Below are 18,089 nucleotides of genomic sequence, written 5' to 3' on the forward strand. Positions count from 1 at the left end.
GGCTGACCCGCCGTATTTTTTTCCGGCGTTCACGGAGCTGCGGATCGCTTGCTCTGGACGCGGGCGCCCGTTTTCCTTATAAGGCCGCCATTCCGCACGGTTTGCACAATGGCGCGAGACGGCGCGCCTCCCGCGCAAATCCGTGCTGCCAATCGAACCTGACAGGGGTGCCATGGCTGGCCATTCACAGTTTAAAAACATCATGCACCGCAAGGGCCGGCAAGATGCCGTGCGGTCGAAAATCTTTTCCAAGCTCGGCCGAGAGATCACGGTTGCCGCCAAGCAGGGTTTGCCCGACCCGGCGATGAACCCGCGGCTGCGTCTGGCGATCCAGAACGCCAAGGCACAGTCCATGCCCAAGGACAATATCGAACGCGCCATCAAGAAGGCCGCGGGCGGCGATGCCGAGAATTATGACGAGGTGCGCTATGAGGGGCGCGGCCCCGGCGGTGTATCCGTTATTGTCGAGGCGCTGACGGACAATCGCAACCGCACCGCTTCCAACGTGCGCGCTGCCTTTACCAAGGCCGGCGGCGCGATGGGCGAGACAGGCTCGGTTTCATTCATGTTCGATCGGGTGGGCGAGATCGTCTATCAGGCCAAAGTTGGCGATGCCGACAAGGTGATGGAAGCGGCCATCGAAGCCGGCGCCGACGATGTGCAGTCGGATGAAGACGGACATGTGATCATCTGCGCCTTCGAGAATATCGGCGAGGTATCGAAAGCGCTCGAAGCGGCGCTGGGCGAGGCTGAATCGATCAAGACGATCTGGAAACCGCAGACCAACACGGAACTGGACGAGGACAAGGCCCGCTCTCTTCTCAAGCTTCTCAATGTGCTCGAAGACGATGACGACGTGCAGAACGTCTATACAAACTTCGAAGTCAGCGACGAAGTGATGGAAAAATTGAGCGCGGCGTAAGTCGGTCAGATATCATTTCGAATGGAAAATCCCCGGAGCCTGCGGTTTCCGGGGATTTTCTTTTGTGCAATCGCAACAAAAAACCCCGCCGAAGCAGGGTTTTCGATATTCGTCGCTGAAATCCGGCTTAGATGCCGAGATTGCCGAAGCGGTTCTTGAACTTGGAGACGCGACCACCGCGATCAACGAGATGCTGCGAACCACCGGTCCAGGCCGGATGGGTGGTCGGGTCGATGTCGAGGTTCATCGTGTCGCCTTCTTTGCCCCAGGTCGAACGGGTCGTATACTGGGTGCCATCGGTCATCACGACGGTGATGGTGTGGTAATCGGGATGGATATTGGCTTTCATCGGTCACATTCCTGAAGGATTCTGGCGAGAACCACGTCCGACGCGCATCGAAACTGCGGCACTTCCGCCCACTGGCAAACATGAAGCCGCAGACCAAAGGCTACGGCTTCCAAAAGCGTTGGCGAGCCTATACATCAGCCAAACGGCAATAACAAGGGCATTCCCAGAAACGATGGCCGAGACATTATCGCAAAATACGGATTCACGAGACACTGGCCGGAATAAGGTTGGCAATCGCCCATCGATAACTCCATTGCGACGCATGGCGCCATATCTTGGCCGTTACAAAGGTCTGGTTGCCGGCGCAGTCGTCGCGCTGGTGCTTGCCGCCGCGACCACGCTGACACTGCCCATCGCGGTGCGCCGCATGATGGACCACGGGTTTTCGACCGCGAACAGCCATTTCATCAACAATTACTTCGGCATGCTGCTGGTGCTCGCCGCCATCCTCGCCTTCGCCTCGGCGGCACGCTATTATTTCGTCATCACGCTTGGCGAGCGGGTTGTCGCAGATCTGCGCCGTGACGTGTTCTCCCATGTGACGACATTGTCGCCGCTCTTTTTCGATCGCACATTGTCAGGCGAGATCGTCTCCAGGCTCGCGGCCGATACCACGCAGATCAAATCCGCCGTGGGGGCGACTGCATCGACGGCTTTGCGCAATCTCATATTGGGTTTTGGCGCGATCGCCATGATGGTTGTCACCAGCCCGAAATTGTCGGGGCTGGTCATCGCGGCCATTCCGCTGGTCGTCCTGCCGCTGATCGCATTCGGGCGTTCCGTGCGCCGCCGTTCGCGCGCTGCGCAGGATATGCTCGCCCATGCCACGGCCTATGCGGGCGAGCAGATTTCGGCGGTGCGCACGCTTCAGGCCTTCACCAATGAAGGGCTGGTGACGAAGCGTTTTTCCGATGCAGTGGACCACGCATTCCAGGCGGCACGTGCTTCGATCCTGGCGCGCTCGTTCCTGACGGCCTTCGCCATTTTCATGGTGTTTTCCAGCGTCGTGGCGGTGTTGTGGTTCGGTTCGCGCGACGTCTTGAACGGAACGATGTCGGCGGGCACGCTGGGGCAGTTCCTGCTTTACGCGGTGTTTGCTGCGGGTGCCTTGGGCGCGCTGTCAGAGGTTTGGGGCGAACTGGCGCAGGCGGCTGGCGCTACCGAACGGCTGAGCGAACTTTTGGACGAGAAGCCAGCTATTACCGTTCCAGCCAATCCGGTCGCCATGCCTGAGCCAGCGCGGGGCGCGCTTACCTTCGATCATGTGGGATTCAGCTATCCCGCGCGGCCTGACGCGCCGTCCCTCCACGATATCAGCTTTGCGGCGAAGCCCGGCGAGACCATCGCCATCGTCGGTCCTTCGGGTGCCGGCAAGAGCACCATCTTTTCGCTGATTCTGCGATATTACGATCCGCAATCGGGCAGCATCACCATCGATGGGGTGGATCTGCGCACAGCCGATCCGCTCGATGTGCGAAGCCGTATTGCTGTCGTCCCGCAGGATGTCGCGATCTTCGCCGCGTCCATCCGGGACAATATCGGCTTCGGCAGGCCGGGCGCCGGCATGGCTGAAATTGAGGCGGCGGCGAAAGCCGCGCTAGCCCATGATTTCATCCTGGCGCTCGACAAGGGCTACCACGCGGAAGTCGGCGAGCGTGGGGTGACGCTTTCCGGCGGCCAGCGCCAGCGCATCGCCATCGCCCGGGCCATATTGCGCGATGCGCCGATCCTGCTGCTGGATGAGGCGACTTCGGCGCTTGATGCCGAAAGCGAGATGCTGGTGCAGAAGGCGCTGGAACATCTCATGCAAGGACGCACGACGCTCGTCGTCGCGCACAGGCTGGCGACCGTGCTCAAGGCCGACCGCATCCTGGTACTGGATCAGGGGCGGATTGTCGAGGAAGGCACGCATGCAGGCCTCGTCGCACAAGGCGGGATCTATGCGCGCCTTGCCAAGCTGCAGTTCCAGGCGGGGGCGGATGCGTTCAAAGGGGTTGCGGAATGAGAATGAGTGAATAGTGAAGCTTCTATCTCGCTACTCACTCGTTTCATGTATTCCCAGCCGCGGCGCGGCCTGCCGAGCGGCCTGAGAAGATGCAGCCGCCGAGGAATGTGCCTTCCAGCGCATTATAGCCGTGATAGCCGCCACCACCGAAGCCTGCGGCCTCACCCGCCGCATAAAGGCCGGGCACCGGTTCGCCGGAACTGTCCAGCACCTGGGATTGCAGGTTGGTGTGCAGGCCGCCAAGGGTCTTGCGCGTCAATATATGTAAGCGGACGGCAATCAGGGGGCCTGCCTCGGGGTCAAGGACGCGATGCGGCTTTGCCGTGCGAACCAGCCTGTCGCCGATATAGTTGCGCGTGCCGCGCAATGCGATCACCTGCGCGTCCTTGGAGTATTTGTTGCCGATCTCGCGGTCCCGCGCTTCGATCTGTGTGCGCAGATGATCGAGGTCGATCCGCTTTTCGCCGGTCAGCGCGTTCATCCCCTCGACCAGTTCGGCCAAGGTCTTGCGCACGATGAAATCCTCGCCATGCTGCTTGAACGCCTCGACCGGGGGCGGTGCGCCCTTGGCGAGCCTGCTCCTGATGAGCAGTCTCCAGTCCTTACCCGTCAGGTCCGGGTTCTGTTCCGAGCCGGAGAGGGCGAATTCCTTTTCGATGATCTTCTGGGTCAGGACGAACCAGGAATAATCATGGCCGGTGGAAAGAATATGCTTCAAGGTGGCGAGCGTGTCGAAGCCCGGCAGGCAAGGGGCGGGCAGGCGGTTGCCGGTGGCGTCGAACCAGAGGGAAGAAGGGCCGGGCAGGATGCGGATGCCGTGATTTGTCCAGATTGGCGCCCAGTTCTTCAGACCCTCGGTATAATGCCACATGCGGTCCGTGTTGATCGTCGCGCCGCCCGCTGCCACCGTGATGCCGATCATCCGGCCATCGACATGGTCGGGAACGCCGGCGATCATATGGGCAGGCGGCTCGCCCAGCCGGTCGCGCGGCCAGTTCCTGCGTACCAGATCGAAATTGCCGCCAATGCCGCCCGAGGTGACAATCACCGCGCCTGCCGACAATTCGAACCCGCCTGCGATCTTGCGGCTCGATTTTTCTCCGCGAGCGACGGCGGAGGACTCGAGGATTTCACCCGCGACGCCGGTGACGATACCGTTCGTCTTGAGAATCGTGCTGACGCGGTGGCGGAACTTGAGGGTGACGCGGCCCTTGGCGACGGCCTCAAGCACGAGACGTTCGAAGGGTGCGAGAACGCCGGGGCCGGTGCCCCAGGTGATATGGAAGCGCGGCACGGAATTGCCGTGTCCGGTGGCGAGTCCGCCGCCGCGCTCGGCCCAGCCGACGACAGGGAACCAGCGCATGCCTAACGAATGAAGCCATGCGCGCTTTTCGCCCGCGGCAAACTGTAGATAGGCTTCTGCCCATTGCTTCGGCCAATGGTCTTCAAGTCGGTCGAAGCCGGCGGAACCGAACCAGTCCTGCCGGGCGAGCTGGAAACTATCCTTGATGCCGAGGCGTCGCTGCTCTGGCGTATCGATCAGGAAAAGGCCGCCGAGCGACCAGAAGGCCTGCCCGCCGATGCTGTTTTCGCCCTCCTGCTCGACGATGATGATGCGTTTGCCAGCGGCCACCAGTTCCGCTGCGGCGACGAGCCCTGTCAGGCCGGCGCCGACGATGATGACATCCGCATCGGCTTTCATTCCCCCTCCTCTCCTGCTCTTCCCCAAGAGCGTTACCTTCTATCGCTCCGTCAGCTTCAGCTCGATACGGCGGTTGCGGCTTCTGGCTTCGGGCGTGTCGGCCGGGTCGAGGGGCTGATATTCGCCGAAGCCGGCGGCCACCAGGCGATTGGCTGGAACACCGTTGGCGATCAGGAATTTCACCACCGCGGTGGCGCGCGCCGACGACAGTTCCCAATTGTCACGGAAGCGTCCCGTGCCGGCGAGCGGGACGTTGTCGGTATGACCATCGACGCGCAGGACCCAGTTTATGTCATCGGGAATTTCCCTGGTCAGCTGGATGATGGCGTCGGCGAGCTTCTTCATTTCATCCTGCCCGGCAGGGTTGATATCCGCTGATCCGGTGGGAAACAGCACCTCGGACTGGAAGACGAAGCGGTCGCCGACGATGCGGATGTTCTCGCGGTCGGAGAGGATCTCGCGCAGGCGCCCGAAGAAGTCGGAGCGATAGCGGTTGAGTTCCTGGACGCGCTGGGCGAGCGCCACGTTCAATCGCCTGCCAAGATCGGCGATCTTGGTATTGGATTCGCGGTCGCGCGTTTCGGAGGCGTTGAGTGCTTCTTCGAGCGCTCCGATCTGGCGGCGCAACGCGCTGATCTGCTGGTTGAGCAGTTCGACCTGCGACAGCGCCCGGGCGCTGACCTGTTTCTCCGCTTCAAGATTGCTCGAAAGCTCGCCGATGCGGCCAGCGGCTGCGGCTCCTGCGCCGGCTCCCGCGCTCAGAAGTGTCTGGAGGCGCGAGCGCTCGCTCTCCGCCTGCGCCAGCGAAGCCTGTAGGTCGGCGACGGAATCCTGCAGGTCCTGCTTGTTGCTACGCTCCAGGGAGAGGAGCTGTGTCAATTCGTTGATCTGGCTGTTGAGCCGGTTCAGCACCGTATCCTTGCTGGTCACCTCCTGGCTCAGGAGAAACTGCGCCAGGACGAAGACCGACAGCAGGAACATGATGGCCAGCAGCAGCGTCGACAGCGCATCGACGAAGCCCGGCCAATAGTCGATCGTGCGGTTCTGGCGACGGCTGCGGGCGAGCGCCATGCTTATTTCACCTCGCGATGCTGTTGCTGCTTGGCGATGGCGTTGCCGAGCTTGTCGAGCGTGGTGCGGATCGCCTTTTGCTCCTCAGCCTGCTTTTCCACCCAGTCGCGCATCAATTGCTGTTCGTTGCGCATGTTCTTCACCAGTCCCTGGATGCCCTCGGCGAGATTAGCCAAGGCCGCGGTGGTGCGCTGGCCGGGAGCGCCGGCGTCCTGCATGGACTGCAGGCGTTCAGCAAGAATGCGGATTTCCTCCGTCGAACCGGCTGCGGCTTCCGGAGAGATCAGGTCGGAGCCTAGATCGGTGACCGAGGAGAGCCAGTTTTCCAGCTCCGTATAGAAGCGGTTCTGGGCACGGCCCGCCTGCAGGTCAAGAAAACCGAGAATGAGTGATCCGGAAAGGCCGAAAAGCGATGAGGAAAACGCCGTGCCCATACCGTTCAACGGCGCTTGCAGCCCCGTCTTCAATGTATCGAGCATATCGTTGGCGTCTCCCCCCTTTGGATCGAGAGACTGGATGGTCTGGCTGATCGAGCCGATGGTTTCGAGGAGGCCCCAGAAGGTGCCGAGCAGGCCGAGAAAGACCAAAAGCCCGATCAGATAGCGCGATATGTCGCGGCTTTCATCGAGGCGGGTGGCGATGGAATCGAGAATCGAGCGCATCGACGTCGTGGAGAGCGCCATGGACTGGCGCCGGCCGATCAGCGCGCGCATGGGCGCCAGCAGGACCGGTTGCCGACTGCTTTTCTCCCCTAAGCCGCCGCGAAACGAATTGACCCAGCGTATTTCCGGAAAAAGCCGCAGCACCTGGCCGAAAGCCAGCAGAATGCCGACTGTGAGGACGCCGAGGATGAGCCCGTTCAACCCGGGATTGGTGAAGAAAAAGACCTGTACCTGGCGAAAAAGAATGGCTACGAGAAAGGCCACGATGATCAGGAAGATCACCATCGACAGGACGACGATGCGAGGGCTTGAAAGCCTGTAGGGATCGAAATCGTCGCCGATGTCCAGATCCGTCCTCGATACTTTCGATCTCGCCATAAATTCCCACTCCCGGCTAAATCCCGCCCGCCTGTTCATCAGGCAATGCCATGGGACAACCCCACTGGATGCGGAGCCTAACCGAAATTGCGGCGAAAATGAAAGGACGAAACGGAGGCTTTTCCCCGATCGTCTGTATATCTTCGGCTGGCGCTCTTGCGGAGCGTCTTATGCGGGCTTGATGGGTTTCTTCAGGATTTTTAGCAGGGCCGAATGAATGGACTCATTTCCGGCAACGATGGATTTGGTGTCGAACATCTCCTGGCCGCCGTTCTTGTCGGAGAGAAAGCCGCCCGCCTCGCGGATGAGGATGATGCCCGCGCCCATATCCCAGGGATGGAGCGCCTCTTCCCAGAAGCCGTCAAAACGTCCGGCGGCGACATAAGCCAGATCGAGCGCGGCGGCGCCGAGGCGGCGGATACCCGCCGTCTCGCCCATGACATTGCGCAGTTCGAGCAGATAATTGCCATGGTGACCGCGGCCGAGATGCGGCACGCCAGTGCCGATGATCGCGTCCGGCAGCTTGCTGCGGGCAGCAACGCGCAGCCGACGGTCGTTTAGGAAGGCGCCGCCACCGCGTTCGGCGGTGTAAAGCTCGTCCATGGCGGGGTTGTAGATGACGCCGGCGACGATCTGGCCCTGGCGCTCCAGTGCGATGGAGACGGCAAAGATGGGAATGCCGTGCAGGAAGTTGGTCGTGCCGTCGAGCGGATCGACCAGCCAGCGGTGCTGACCGTCACGGCCTTCGATGATCCCTGCTTCCTCCATCAGGAAGCCGTAGTCGGGGCGTGCCCGGCTCAGTTCCGTATGAACAATATCTTCGGCGCGCTTGTCGGCCTGAGTGACATAATCACCGGGCCCTTTCAAGGAGACCTGAAGGTTCTGAACCTCGCCGAAATCGCGCGCGAGCGAACGCCCGGCCTTCATCGCGGCCTGGACCATGACATTGAGTATCGCCGAACGCGCCATTACGCTTCAGTCCTTTATATTATTTTGTTTTGCCGCACGATCTCATCCAAAAAGTCTGCAACTTTTCGGGGTCACGCTTAGTCGGCGCGGCGAACATAGGTCAGTTCATTCGTATCGACGATCACGCGCTCGCCCGATCCGATGAAGGGAGGAACGAGAATGCGGATGCCGTTTTCAAGGATGGCGGGCTTGTAGGAGGAAGCCGCCGTCTGGCCCTTGACGACCGGATCAGCCTCGGTGATCGTCAGCGTCACATAGTCGGGCAATGAAATACCGATGGGCTTTTCCTCGTAGAGTTCGACCGTCACGAGCATGTTGTCCTGCAGGAACGCGGCGCGGTCGCCGACGAATTCCTTCTGGAGCTCCAACTGCTCATAGGTTTCTGAATCCATGAAGATCAGTGCTTCGCCCTGCTCGTAGAGAAAGGTGAAGTCCTTTTGCTCGAGGCGAACCTTCTCAACCGTCTCGGCAGCGCGGAAGCGTTCATTGAGCTTGGTGCCGTCGATGAGGTTCTTCAACTCGACCTGATTATACGCGCCGCCCTTGCCGGGCTTCACCGCGTTGGTCTTCACCGCGGCCCAAAGACCGCCATTGTGCTCGATGACATTACCGGGGCGGATTTCGTTACCATTGATCTTCATGGGGTTATTCCGGATCTGATCTGAAAAAGGGCGCGGTGGTGCCGAAGACGGCATGAGCCGCAGCAATCGGGTTCCCAAGACCATAAAACGAGGATTTACGCAAGAGATAGGGGCAAATTGACCTGATGCAACCGCAATATGGTCTCGAAGCGACGCCTGTTAGACAAGATCTGGGGGACTGCTCCAACTCTTTCTATTACACAGATATGGACGGAAAAACCGCTGTGTATGTTCTGGGCTTGCCCTAGCGGAGGTTATTGGCCCGGGTCATAGCCTGTTTGATCTGATCCTCGGCGAGGCCGTCCATGAAGGAATCCAGATCGTAGGCGGCAAGCCCGGCGCGCCTTGCAATGATATACCATGCGGCCGCTTCGATGAAATCGCCTTCGGTGCCTATGCCGTCGCGGTAGAGCCTGGCAAGTCGGGCCTGAGCCGCCACATTTCCGGTCATGGCGGCGCGGTGCATCCAGCGGAAGCCGGCCTTATAATCGCGCGGGCCACCACGCCCCTCGATATACCAGGTGGCAAGATCGAGTTGGGCCGTGTCATAGTTCTGCTTTGCCGCGCGTTCGAGGAATTCCCTTGCCTTCTTGTCGTCGCGGGGGATTTTCAGGGTACCATTGGCATAGATCTGGCTGACGGCATATTCACCATCGGCGAGCTTTGCCTGAGCCGCTTTCAAAAACCAGGGAAACGCCTCGTCGAGTCCTGCCTCGCCGGGGTGATTGACCATCATCAACTGGCCGTAATTAAACTGCGCCATGCGATTGCCTGCTTCTGCGGCGGCTTTCATCAGCTTTTCGGCCTTGGCCTTGTCGCGAGGCACATATTTACCCTGGAGCAGCATGGCGCCATAGCGGAATTGCGCTTCGATCACGCCCAGGTCGGCGGCGCGGCCATACCAGCGCGCGGCTTCTGTCTGGTTGATGGGCACGCCCAGTCCTCGTGCATAGATCTCGGCGGCCAGCACCTGCGCGGCGGCATCGCCCTTCTCGGCGCGCGGCAGCGCCAGATTGAGCGCCGTCAAATAGAGCCCGCGCTGAAATGCGCCGAAGGCCTCATCCGCGGGTTTGTCGCCGAAGCGGTTGGGATCAATCGACGGCAAGGTGTCGGTCGAGGCCGGTTGGCGCAGCATGACCGGCTTGTCATCTTTATCCGTAGGCGCCGCCGCCTGTGCGAAAGCCCCCGGGATGGCGGCGGAAATCGCAAGAGCAATGGTCGGCAGTCGTCTCATCATTCAATTCTCGAAACGTGGGGCGGTTTCGTCGAGCAGCCGATTTGCCTCCCGCATGGCCTCTGCCGGGTCGGCACTTTCGAAAACGGCGGCACCAAGGGCGATGAATTCCGCGCGGGTGGCCGCGGCCTGCTCAAGGCTCGCCAGCGCGTTTCCTGCTTGCACGATGCAAGGAATATCAACCATCGAGGCCCACCAATCGGCAAGATTGATGTTGCGCGAATGCGGCTCGGGCTTCTTGTCGGCGCCGACCTTACCGAACATGACGTAATCAGGCTGCAGTTCGCCGATCTCCAGCGCGCCGTGACGGTCGCGCAGATTGCCCATGCCGACCATCAGTTTGGGGGAATGGCGTTCGATGATTTCCGCGAGATCGGCGAGCTTGCCCTCGACATGTACGCCGTCGGCTCCGACGCGGCCAGCGGCGCGCGTGTCATTGAGGATCAGCGCTGCCACGCCCGCATCCTGGATGACGGGAACGGCCTTTTGTGCCGCAGCCTGGAACGTTGCTTCGTCCAGGCCGGAGGAGTCGAGGATCACGCTTGCGGCATCGCCTCCGGAGAGCGCCTTGCGCAGAAGGGCGACAAGCGCATCGCCATCGCCGAGCGGCGGAGCGATGAGAACGATACGGCAGCGGTCGGCGTGGTTGGATGCATTCATGGGTGAAGCCTAAAACGGAAGAAAGTGATCGAATTCGGGCATAGAGCATGGTTTGCCCGTTGAACAGTCCTCTTCACACTATGTGCTTAAGAGGTGCATTGGGCGAAATCACATCTCGCCATCGGTGCGGCGGGGGGCTATGAACCGTTGTTCCCGCAGAGTCCTTCCCAATGTATGACCTTCTCGCCAATCCCTGGTTCTATGCGACCGCCGTTCCGGCGGTGATTCTCGTTGGCCTTTCAAAGGGAGGGCTCGGGGGCGCCATGGGGCAGCTTGGCGTGCCGCTGATGACACTGGTGATGGCACCGGTGCAGGCGGCGGCGATCATGTTGCCGATCCTTCTGGTGATGGATGTGGCGAGCCTTTGGACCTGGCGCGGCTATCGCGATATGAAGACGCTTCGATATATGCTGCCGGGCGCGCTGATCGGCATCGCCATCGCATGGGTAATGGCGGCGGTCGTCACCGACGGCATGGTGCGGCTGATCGTCGGCGCGGTCGCGGTGCTGTTCGTGCTGCGTTATGTGCTTGCCGGCGCAGCCGGACGAGCGACGGCGCGGCCACATAATTTCGTCGCGGCGACGGGTTGGTCGATGGTGGCCGGGTTCACGAGTTTTGTCGCCCATGCGGGCGGGCCGCCCTATCAGATCTATGCCCTGCCGCTCAGGCAGGATCCGAAAATCTACAATGGCACCAGCGTCATCTTCTTTGCCATCATTAATGCCGTGAAGGTCATTCCCTATTTCGCTCTCGGCCAGTTCGATGCGACCAACCTGTCGGCCTCCGCCGCTCTCGCGCCGCTGGCTCTCGCCTCGCCCTTCGCCGGAGCATGGATCGTGCGCAGGATGAAACCGGAGGTTTTCTACCCCTTCATGTATGCCATGGTCTTCCTGACCGGGCTCAAGCTGATCTATGACGGGGTTGCCAGTTTGTTTTGAGGTGCCAGTTTGTTTTGAGATGGAACGAAAGTTGATCATTTCCATGCTGAATTAGGCCTGTTTTCAGGACGATATAGCTTTCAACGACTTCGCCAGATTCGGTATATGAATCTTTAATATGGCTGCGGGTTCAATCTGAAGTTGGCCAGAGTGGCTATGGAACCCGAGCTTCTTCCAAGACTTTTATAGAGATGATCATGCAGGCTCATTATAAGCGGGACACCCGCATCGACGTATTCAGGGCGCTGGCGCTTCTGACGATCTTCGTCAACCACGTTCCTGGTACGATCTACGAGCATCTGACCCACAAGAATCTGGGCTTCTCGGATGCTGCGGAGGCTTTCGTGCTCATTTCGGGTATCGCGGTCGGGCTTGCCTATGGGACAAAGTTTCAGCCGGGCAGCCGTCTTCTCATCGCGCTGAAGATGTGGCGGCGGGCCGGGGTTCTCTATACCACCCATATCATGACCACCATGGCGACGCTGGCCATCTTCTGCGGGACGGCGATCTTCCTCAAGCGCCCTGACTTCCTTTCGCAGATCAATATCGCGCCGGTCATGGATCGTCCGGTGGAGGCGCTTTTCGGTGTTTTCACGCTCGGCCATCAGCTCGGCTATAACAACATCCTTTCGATGTATGCGGTGCTTCTGCTGATGACGCCGGCTTTCCTGCTTCTGGCGAGGATGAGCCTTTCGCTTATGGTCGGGGTTTCCGGCATCCTCTGGCTTCTTGCAGGCATCTACCAGATCGCCCCTCATAATTACCCCGGGAACGGCTTCTGGTTCCTCAATCCGCTGTCATGGCAGTTCCTGTTCGTTATCGGCATTGCGGGGACGCTCCATATGCGCCGGGGAGGCTCCATTCCGGCCAATGCCTGGCTGATCGGTGCGGCATCCGCCTATCTGATGCTTGCCTTTCTCTGGGTACGCCTGCCTTTGTGGGGCATCAATGTCTCGATGGGACTGCCAGCCGTGCTGACCGGCTTCGACAAGACATTCCTCTCTACGCCCCGGTTGCTGCATGTGCTGGCGCTGAGCTATGTGATCGTGGCTATACCGGCGATCTCGAATCTGGCACGTACCTCGCCCGACCATCCGCTGGCGATCCTCGGCAAGCATTCGCTGCCGGTTTTCATCGTGGGCACGATCCTTTCGATGGCGGCGCAGGTGATGAAGCTCGTCAACCCCGGCGGCATACCTTATGATACGCTGCTGATCGCCACGGGTATCGTCGTGCAGTTCGCGCTGGCATATTATCTCGAATGGCTGCCGCGCATCGGCTGGAGTGGCAAGAGTGCGCCGAAGCCGGCTGTACCGGTTCCGGGTGTTTCCGCGCCGGTATCCGGCAATGATTTTCCTGTGGGCAAGCCGGTTTTCCAGCCGGCCTGAGATGAAGCCTGCGACGGCTTTTGGTTGCCGGGCTGGTTTTTCGGGCCGGAATCGATGCGGATGGTTTGGAATTCCTTAACCGCGTTAACCATTCATTAATGCTAGTTGCGTTAAATTCTCGTCATCCAGATCTTCTGGATACTTACCGAGTGGTTTTGCCACTCTGTTTGACGCCTCCCTGTTAAACTCCTGAGAGCCGCCTATGCGGCTCTTTTTTTGTTCACAATTTTGTGGGGTTTGCGGATTGCGTTAACCCTTTCTTAAACATATTCTTGCGCGACGGTGTATTGCGATGCAGTTTGCGGTGGAATTCATGGCATGGCCAGTATCGTCCGCCTCCGGTTCGTGATCGAAGCCGGGCAATGGCGGCGACAGCCCATTGGGCTTGATGACCATCTGTCATGAAAATAGCGGCGACGCGGGGTTGCGAAGAATACCATGATCGAACATGAATTCCGGAACGACAATACCATTCGGTTGGCGGAACGCGTCCTTTTCTCCGATTCGTTCAAGCCCCTCTATAAGGAAGGCATGAGCCTCGTCGAGGAAGCTGCCGCCTATCTCGACGGCGCCGGTCGTGACGAGGCAAAATCCCTGTCGCGGACCGCAGCGACATTCTATGCCGCCGAGTCGATGCGCCTGACGACGCGTCTCATGCAGATCGCATCCTGGCTTCTTCTGCAGCGCGCCGCGCGCAGCGGAGAACTGACCCGCCAGCAGGTGGCGATGGAAAAGTCCAAGGTTCGCCTCGATATGCTTTCGGCAGCCGATGCATTGCCCGGCTGGACCGAGATGCCGGCAAGTTTCATCGACATCATCGAGCGTTCGTTGCGGCTGCAGGATCGCGTGCGGCGCATGGATGACGAGATCTACGGCGAACCGGCCGATTCGCCTGCTGTTGCGAACAGCAATCCGGTATCGGACCAGCTCGTGCTTTTGCAGACGGCTTTCGGCGGGCGTTGATCGCTTCTGACGGCGTCCGGTCGTCGCCGTCTGTTTCTCTTTTGTTCACAATTCTGCTGTCAAGTGCGCCTGTCAAAAGATAAGGTCTGCACATGAAGGAAGCGATTCGGATCATCGGCATAGACCCGGGCCTGCGGCGTACCGGTTGGGGTGTGGTGGAGACGCTTGGCAATTCGCTGCGTTTCGTCGCTTCCGGCACAGTCAAGTCCGACGACAAGACCGATCTGGCTTCCAGGCTCTGCCAGTTGCATGAGGGGCTTTCGGCGGTTCTCCATCTGTTCATGCCGCATGAGGCGGCGGTGGAGCATACATTCGTCAACAAGGATGCCACCGCGACGCTGAAGCTTGGCCAGGCGCGCGGCATCGCCATGCTGGTGCCGGCCCAGGCGGGCTTGAGCGTTGCCGAATATGCGCCGAATGCAGTCAAGAAGGCCGTGATCGGTGTCGGGCACGGCGAAAAGCATCAGATCCACATGATGGTCAAGGTGTTGATGCCGAAGGCCACTTTCGATAGCGACGATGCTGCGGATGCGCTGGCCATCGCGGTCTGCCATGCCCATAACAGACAAAGTTATCTTGGCAGGGGGAGGCTCGCGGCAATCGCATGATAGGCAAGCTCAAAGGGACGATCGACGAGATCGACGAGGATCATGTGATCATCGACGTGCATGGCGTGGGTTATGTAGCCTATTGCTCGACGCGCACGCTCGGTAATCTGCCCGGTTCGGGCGAAGCGGCGACACTCTTCATCGAGACCTATGTGCGCGAGGACATGATCCGGCTCTATGGCTTCGCCTCGCGGCTCGAGCGCGAGTGGTTCCGCCTTTTGCAGAATGTGCAAGGTGTCGGCGCCAAGGTGGCGCTGGCTGTGCTTGGCACACTGACGCCTTCGGAACTCGCCAATGCCATCGCGCTGCGTGATCTCGCCATGGTAAGCCGCGCGCCTGGCGTCGGCAAGAAAGTGGCAGAGCGGATCGTCACCGAACTGAAAAACAAGGCTCCGGCCTTTGCGGGCGAGGCCGCTGGTACCATCGGCCTGAAACAGGAAATTGGCGAGGGAGTCGCTCCCGCCCCTGTCGCCGATGCTGTTTCGGCCCTGGCAAATCTCGGCTATTCGCGCGACCAGGCGGCCAACGCGGTGGCTGCGGCGCTGCGGGAGGCTGGCGAGGGGGCTGATTCGGCGAAGCTCATCCGTTTCGGCCTGAAGGAATTGTCGCGGTGACTTCGGCAATGGGGATTACCACCTGTTCCGGATTCCCTGATCCGGTGCGTTGCGTTAGGACAAGGGCATGAACGATGCCAACCGCCTGATTTCCCCCGACAAGCGGGGCGAGGATATCGACAATTCCCTGCGACCGCAGACGCTTGACGATTTTGTCGGCCAGACGGCGGCGCGGGCCAATCTGAAAGTGTTCATCGAGGCGGCGCGGACGCGCGGCGAGGCGCTCGACCATGTGCTCTTTGTCGGGCCGCCCGGGCTCGGCAAAACGACGCTGGCGCAGATCATGGCGAAGGAACTGGGCGTCAATTTTCGCTCGACCTCCGGCCCGGTGATCGCCAAGGCGGGCGATCTCGCCGCGCTGTTGACCAATCTTGAAGACCGCGATGTGCTGTTCATCGACGAGATCCATCGGCTCAACCCGGCGGTGGAGGAAATTCTCTATCCGGCCATGGAGGATTTCCAGCTCGACCTTATCATCGGCGAGGGACCTGCGGCGCGTTCTGTCAAGATTGATCTCGCGCAGTTCACCCTGGTTGCCGCGACGACGCGCATCGGCCTTTTGACCACGCCGCTGCGTGATCGCTTCGGCATTCCGGTGCGGTTGAATTTCTATACCGTGCCGGAACTCGAACATATCGTGCGACGCGGTGCTCGCATCATGCAATTGGGCATCTCCGATGACGGGGCGCTGGAGATCGCGCGGCGGGCGCGCGGCACGCCGCGCATCGCCGGGCGACTGTTGCGCCGGGTGCGCGATTTTGCACTGGTGGCGCGCGCCGACACAGTCGACCGCAAGGTGGCCGACGAGGCGTTGTTGCGGCTGGAGGTCGACAGCATCGGCCTTGACCAGTTGGACCGACGCTATCTCAACATGATCGCCCGGAATTTCGGTGGCGGCCCGGTAGGTATCGAGACCATCGCCGCCGGTCTTTCGGAGCCGCGTGATGCGATCGAGGACATCATCGAGCCCTATCTGATCCAGCAGGGCTTCATCCAGCGTACGCCGCGCGGCCGGGTGTTGACCGTCAATGCCTGGAAGCATCTCGGGCTGACCGCGCCCTCCGATCTCGCGCAGATGCAGATAAGGCTGTTCGAAGACGACGATTAAGGCTGCGCCCCCATCCCCAGGCCTTTCAGGATGACGGGATCCAGCGTGCTGCTCTCATCGTCCGTGGTAATGCTGAAAGCGCCGCCCAGGGACCAGACGGCCCAGGCGTAACCGTAGCGCTGCGACAATGTGGTGACGTCGTGCAGATAGGCGGCGCGCCATTCGGCGGGCATTCTGTAGGGATTGTCATATTCCTGCCGGATCATGCCGAATTCGCCAAGGAAGATATCGTCCGGGCCGATATCATATTTCTTTGCCCAGGCCTGCACCGTCTTGAACGGCGCTTCCATGATTTCGGACCGTTTCTGCGGCGTATCGATCAGCGCATATTGCTCGTCGAGATAGGCGAGCATACTGGCGCGGCGATGTGGCGGCGCCTGGGCTTTTATGCGCATGCGTATTTCGTCGAGTATCGCCTGCTGTTGCGGTTTCGCAATGCTGAAGGGCGGATAGGGAATGCCGGTGACGTAGCGGATGAAATCGCCCGCCCATCGCGCGCCCTGATGGGTCAGAAGAAACGGCTCATAGGAATGAAACGTCCAGATGATGTTGTCATCGGGAATGTCTTTGGGATCGAGGCGGGCCAGAAAATCGGCGTTTGCCCAGCAGCCGCCTGAAAGCACCAGGGTCAATCGGGTGGCGGAGGAGCGCGCGGCGGCGAAAAGCTTACGCAGTTTCTCAGGCCATCGGGCAAAGAGTTCCGGTTCGCAGTCGATGACCGGCTCGTTCATAAGTTCGAACGCCACCTGTTCCGGCGCTTCGTGCGCGAGCGTGCTGCCCATGGCGCGGACGACTTCGAGATATCGCTCGAAAAGGGCGGGATTCGCCATGACTTCGGTCATTCCGGCGCTGCGATTGTCGCCGGCGGGGTAGAGGTGGAGATCGACGATCGCCTTCAGCCCTGCCTTGTTGACGAGGCGGACGGATTGCAGCACGCTTTGATAGAGGCGGTCGCGGAACGCTGCGGTCTGCTCGGAAAGGAAGGGTGAGGGATCGACGGGGATGCGGACGAAGTCGAACCCCGCCTGCTTCAGCGCGAGGAAATTCTTTTCCGTGAGCGTTTTGCGCCATTCAGGATAGGGGAGGAGCACGCTTTCGTCGTTCCAGCGGCTTTCGTTGGGCCATGTCAACCAGATATCCAGATTGACGCCGCGTTTCATCTTGAAGGTCGCCGCGGCAGCCGGCATGCAGGAGGCGCTGGCGATCGCCAGGATGAATAGCAGCTTGAGCACCAACAGTTTCTTGATCATAACAGGCAAGAATGCCATCGCTTTCCCCTCGCCAATGATAGTTTGCATGAGTGCTTCCAGTAGAGGAAAAGCGGGATGATCGAACGAACAAGGCTCGCCGATGATAATGCAAAGAGCGGCGATGAAAAGGCGCTTTCGAACGCATCGGCAAGTCCATTGGCGGGCGCTCTGGTTAATGGAGGCCATCAGCTTCTTGCGCGGGTCTATTATGCCGATACGGATTTTTCCGGCGTGGTCTACCATGGCCGCTATCTCGAATTCCTCGAGCGCGGACGCACGGATTTCCTGCGGCTGACGGGTATTCACCATTCGGAGCTTGCAAATGGTGTGCATGGCGAACAACTCGTCTGGGTCGTCCGGCGCATGGAGATCGACTTTCGCGCGCCTGCGCGCATCGACGACATCCTCGCGATCGAAACGCGGGTGGAGGATGTCTCGGGCGCGCGCATCTATATGCGGCAGACAATTTCGCGCGAGGGCGTCCTGCTGATCGAGGCCGGGGTGGAAGCGGCGCTGATCAACAGCCAGGGACGGCCGCGCCGTTTTCCGAAGGAATGGAAAGAGCTGTTTCAGCTGAAGGTGTTATAGCGGGATGGAATATAAAATCTTTGACCCCGTTAGAATTGC

Annotated in this window: 18 protein-coding genes; 9 read left to right on the forward strand and 9 right to left on the reverse strand. The window is 60.2% G+C overall.

Annotated elements, in window-relative coordinates; translation table 11 throughout:
• Positions 1–172: 172 nt before the first annotated feature.
• Entirely contained in the window at positions 173–922 is a 750-nt protein-coding gene (locus DUT91_RS10410; protein ID WP_114440336.1) for a YebC/PmpR family DNA-binding transcriptional regulator, read from the forward strand.
• Positions 923–1,049: 127 nt separating this feature from the next.
• Here the strand turns inward: DUT91_RS10410 and rpmE are convergent, their stop codons facing one another.
• On the reverse strand, positions 1,050–1,271 hold the full coding sequence (gene rpmE / locus DUT91_RS10415; protein WP_114440337.1) for a 50S ribosomal protein L31: 222 nt from the start codon (positions 1,269–1,271) through the stop codon (positions 1,050–1,052).
• Between the two features lie 262 nt (positions 1,272–1,533).
• Between rpmE and DUT91_RS10420 the strand changes: the two genes are divergently transcribed.
• Positions 1,534–3,276, forward strand: a complete 1,743-nt coding sequence (locus tag DUT91_RS10420; RefSeq protein ID WP_245419671.1) for an ABC transporter transmembrane domain-containing protein — start codon at positions 1,534–1,536, stop codon at positions 3,274–3,276.
• 43 nt (positions 3,277–3,319) lie between these two features.
• On the opposite strand, the gene DUT91_RS10425 is transcribed toward DUT91_RS10420, so the two are convergent.
• The 7 genes from DUT91_RS10425 to DUT91_RS10455 all read right to left on the reverse strand — a co-directional run bounded on the left by DUT91_RS10425 (position 3,320) and on the right by DUT91_RS10455 (position 10,593).
• Positions 3,320–4,978, reverse strand: coding sequence for an FAD-binding dehydrogenase (locus tag DUT91_RS10425; protein ID WP_114440339.1), 1,659 nt, complete (start codon positions 4,976–4,978; stop codon positions 3,320–3,322).
• 39 nt (positions 4,979–5,017) lie between these two features.
• A complete protein-coding gene (locus DUT91_RS10430) occupies positions 5,018–6,049 on the reverse strand; it encodes a peptidoglycan -binding protein (RefSeq protein ID WP_114440340.1) in 1,032 nt (343 codons plus the stop codon).
• 2 nt (positions 6,050–6,051) lie between these two features.
• Positions 6,052–7,089, reverse strand: a complete 1,038-nt coding sequence (locus DUT91_RS10435) for a MotA/TolQ/ExbB proton channel family protein (protein WP_114440341.1) — start codon at positions 7,087–7,089, stop codon at positions 6,052–6,054.
• A gap of 168 nt (positions 7,090–7,257) precedes the next feature.
• A complete protein-coding gene (locus tag DUT91_RS10440; RefSeq protein WP_114440342.1) occupies positions 7,258–8,058 on the reverse strand; it encodes an inositol monophosphatase family protein in 801 nt (266 codons plus the stop codon).
• A gap of 77 nt (positions 8,059–8,135) precedes the next feature.
• The gene (gene efp / locus DUT91_RS10445; protein ID WP_114440343.1) at positions 8,136–8,699 is read right to left on the reverse strand and encodes an elongation factor P; all 564 of its coding nucleotides are present in this window, start codon (positions 8,697–8,699) and stop codon (positions 8,136–8,138) included.
• A gap of 244 nt (positions 8,700–8,943) precedes the next feature.
• Positions 8,944–9,933 carry a tetratricopeptide repeat protein gene (locus tag DUT91_RS10450; protein ID WP_114440677.1) on the reverse strand — a complete coding sequence of 330 codons (990 nt, stop codon included), beginning with the start codon at positions 9,931–9,933 and terminating at the stop codon, positions 8,944–8,946.
• 3 nt (positions 9,934–9,936) lie between these two features.
• Entirely contained in the window at positions 9,937–10,593 is a 657-nt protein-coding gene (locus DUT91_RS10455; protein ID WP_114440344.1) for a thiamine phosphate synthase, read from the reverse strand.
• Between the two features lie 170 nt (positions 10,594–10,763).
• Between DUT91_RS10455 and DUT91_RS10460 the strand changes: the two genes are divergently transcribed.
• From DUT91_RS10460 to ruvB, 6 genes are all read left to right on the forward strand, one after another.
• The gene (locus DUT91_RS10460) at positions 10,764–11,531 is read left to right on the forward strand and encodes a sulfite exporter TauE/SafE family protein (RefSeq protein WP_114440345.1); all 768 of its coding nucleotides are present in this window, start codon (positions 10,764–10,766) and stop codon (positions 11,529–11,531) included.
• 197 nt (positions 11,532–11,728) lie between these two features.
• Positions 11,729–12,919: an OpgC family protein gene (locus tag DUT91_RS10465; protein ID WP_425373780.1), complete on the forward strand. Its 1,191-nt coding sequence runs from the start codon at positions 11,729–11,731 to the stop codon at positions 12,917–12,919.
• 438 nt (positions 12,920–13,357) lie between these two features.
• On the forward strand, positions 13,358–13,882 hold the full coding sequence (gene rcdA / locus DUT91_RS10470) for a protease adaptor protein RcdA (RefSeq protein WP_114440347.1): 525 nt from the start codon (positions 13,358–13,360) through the stop codon (positions 13,880–13,882).
• 92 nt (positions 13,883–13,974) lie between these two features.
• Complete coding sequence (gene ruvC, locus DUT91_RS10475) at positions 13,975–14,490, forward strand: crossover junction endodeoxyribonuclease RuvC (protein WP_114440348.1); 516 nt, start codon at positions 13,975–13,977, stop codon at positions 14,488–14,490.
• Positions 14,487–15,104: a Holliday junction branch migration protein RuvA gene (gene ruvA, locus DUT91_RS10480; protein WP_114440349.1), complete on the forward strand. Its 618-nt coding sequence runs from the start codon at positions 14,487–14,489 to the stop codon at positions 15,102–15,104. The genes ruvC and ruvA overlap by 4 nt, the downstream gene beginning before the upstream one ends.
• A gap of 67 nt (positions 15,105–15,171) precedes the next feature.
• Entirely contained in the window at positions 15,172–16,212 is a 1,041-nt protein-coding gene (ruvB, locus tag DUT91_RS10485) for a Holliday junction branch migration DNA helicase RuvB (protein ID WP_114440350.1), read from the forward strand.
• Here ruvB and DUT91_RS10490 read toward each other — a convergent pair.
• Positions 16,209–17,480, reverse strand: a complete 1,272-nt coding sequence (locus tag DUT91_RS10490) for a glycoside hydrolase family 5 protein (protein ID WP_114440678.1) — start codon at positions 17,478–17,480, stop codon at positions 16,209–16,211. The two genes, ruvB and DUT91_RS10490, sit on opposite strands and share 4 nt — an antisense overlap.
• 57 nt (positions 17,481–17,537) lie before the next feature.
• Between DUT91_RS10490 and ybgC the strand changes: the two genes are divergently transcribed.
• The gene (gene ybgC, locus DUT91_RS10495; RefSeq protein WP_114440351.1) at positions 17,538–18,050 is read left to right on the forward strand and encodes a tol-pal system-associated acyl-CoA thioesterase; all 513 of its coding nucleotides are present in this window, start codon (positions 17,538–17,540) and stop codon (positions 18,048–18,050) included.
• Positions 18,051–18,089 lie beyond the last annotated feature (39 nt).

The sequence above is a fragment of the Paramesorhizobium salinisoli genome, assembly GCF_003335045.1.
GTDB lineage: Bacteria > Pseudomonadota > Alphaproteobacteria > Rhizobiales > Rhizobiaceae > Paramesorhizobium > Paramesorhizobium salinisoli.

What these genes read in the sequence shown, in the direction of transcription:
- DUT91_RS10410 (WP_114440336.1), top strand. Translation starts at nt 173, where the DNA reads ATGGCTGGCCATTCACAGTTTAAAAACATCATGCACCGCAAGGGCCGG.
- efp (WP_114440343.1), bottom strand. Translation starts at nt 8,699, where the DNA reads ATGAAGATCAATGGTAACGAAATCCGCCCCGGTAATGTCATCGAGCAC.
- DUT91_RS10435 (WP_114440341.1), bottom strand. Translation starts at nt 7,089, where the DNA reads ATGGCGAGATCGAAAGTATCGAGGACGGATCTGGACATCGGCGACGAT.
- DUT91_RS10465 (WP_425373780.1), top strand. Translation starts at nt 11,729, where the DNA reads ATGCAGGCTCATTATAAGCGGGACACCCGCATCGACGTATTCAGGGCG.
- DUT91_RS10425 (WP_114440339.1), bottom strand. Translation starts at nt 4,978, where the DNA reads ATGAAAGCCGATGCGGATGTCATCATCGTCGGCGCCGGCCTGACAGGG.
- DUT91_RS10490 (WP_114440678.1), bottom strand. Translation starts at nt 17,480, where the DNA reads ATGGCATTCTTGCCTGTTATGATCAAGAAACTGTTGGTGCTCAAGCTG.
- DUT91_RS10430 (WP_114440340.1), bottom strand. Translation starts at nt 6,049, where the DNA reads ATGGCGCTCGCCCGCAGCCGTCGCCAGAACCGCACGATCGACTATTGG.
- ruvC (WP_114440348.1), top strand. Translation starts at nt 13,975, where the DNA reads ATGAAGGAAGCGATTCGGATCATCGGCATAGACCCGGGCCTGCGGCGT.
- rcdA (WP_114440347.1), top strand. Translation starts at nt 13,358, where the DNA reads ATGATCGAACATGAATTCCGGAACGACAATACCATTCGGTTGGCGGAA.
- DUT91_RS10460 (WP_114440345.1), top strand. Translation starts at nt 10,764, where the DNA reads ATGTATGACCTTCTCGCCAATCCCTGGTTCTATGCGACCGCCGTTCCG.
- DUT91_RS10455 (WP_114440344.1), bottom strand. Translation starts at nt 10,593, where the DNA reads ATGAATGCATCCAACCACGCCGACCGCTGCCGTATCGTTCTCATCGCT.
- ruvB (WP_114440350.1), top strand. Translation starts at nt 15,172, where the DNA reads ATGAACGATGCCAACCGCCTGATTTCCCCCGACAAGCGGGGCGAGGAT.
- ruvA (WP_114440349.1), top strand. Translation starts at nt 14,487, where the DNA reads ATGATAGGCAAGCTCAAAGGGACGATCGACGAGATCGACGAGGATCAT.
- DUT91_RS10440 (WP_114440342.1), bottom strand. Translation starts at nt 8,058, where the DNA reads ATGGCGCGTTCGGCGATACTCAATGTCATGGTCCAGGCCGCGATGAAG.
- ybgC (WP_114440351.1), top strand. Translation starts at nt 17,538, where the DNA reads ATGATCGAACGAACAAGGCTCGCCGATGATAATGCAAAGAGCGGCGAT.
- rpmE (WP_114440337.1), bottom strand. Translation starts at nt 1,271, where the DNA reads ATGAAAGCCAATATCCATCCCGATTACCACACCATCACCGTCGTGATG.
- DUT91_RS10420 (WP_245419671.1), top strand. Translation starts at nt 1,534, where the DNA reads ATGGCGCCATATCTTGGCCGTTACAAAGGTCTGGTTGCCGGCGCAGTC.
- DUT91_RS10450 (WP_114440677.1), bottom strand. Translation starts at nt 9,933, where the DNA reads ATGAGACGACTGCCGACCATTGCTCTTGCGATTTCCGCCGCCATCCCG.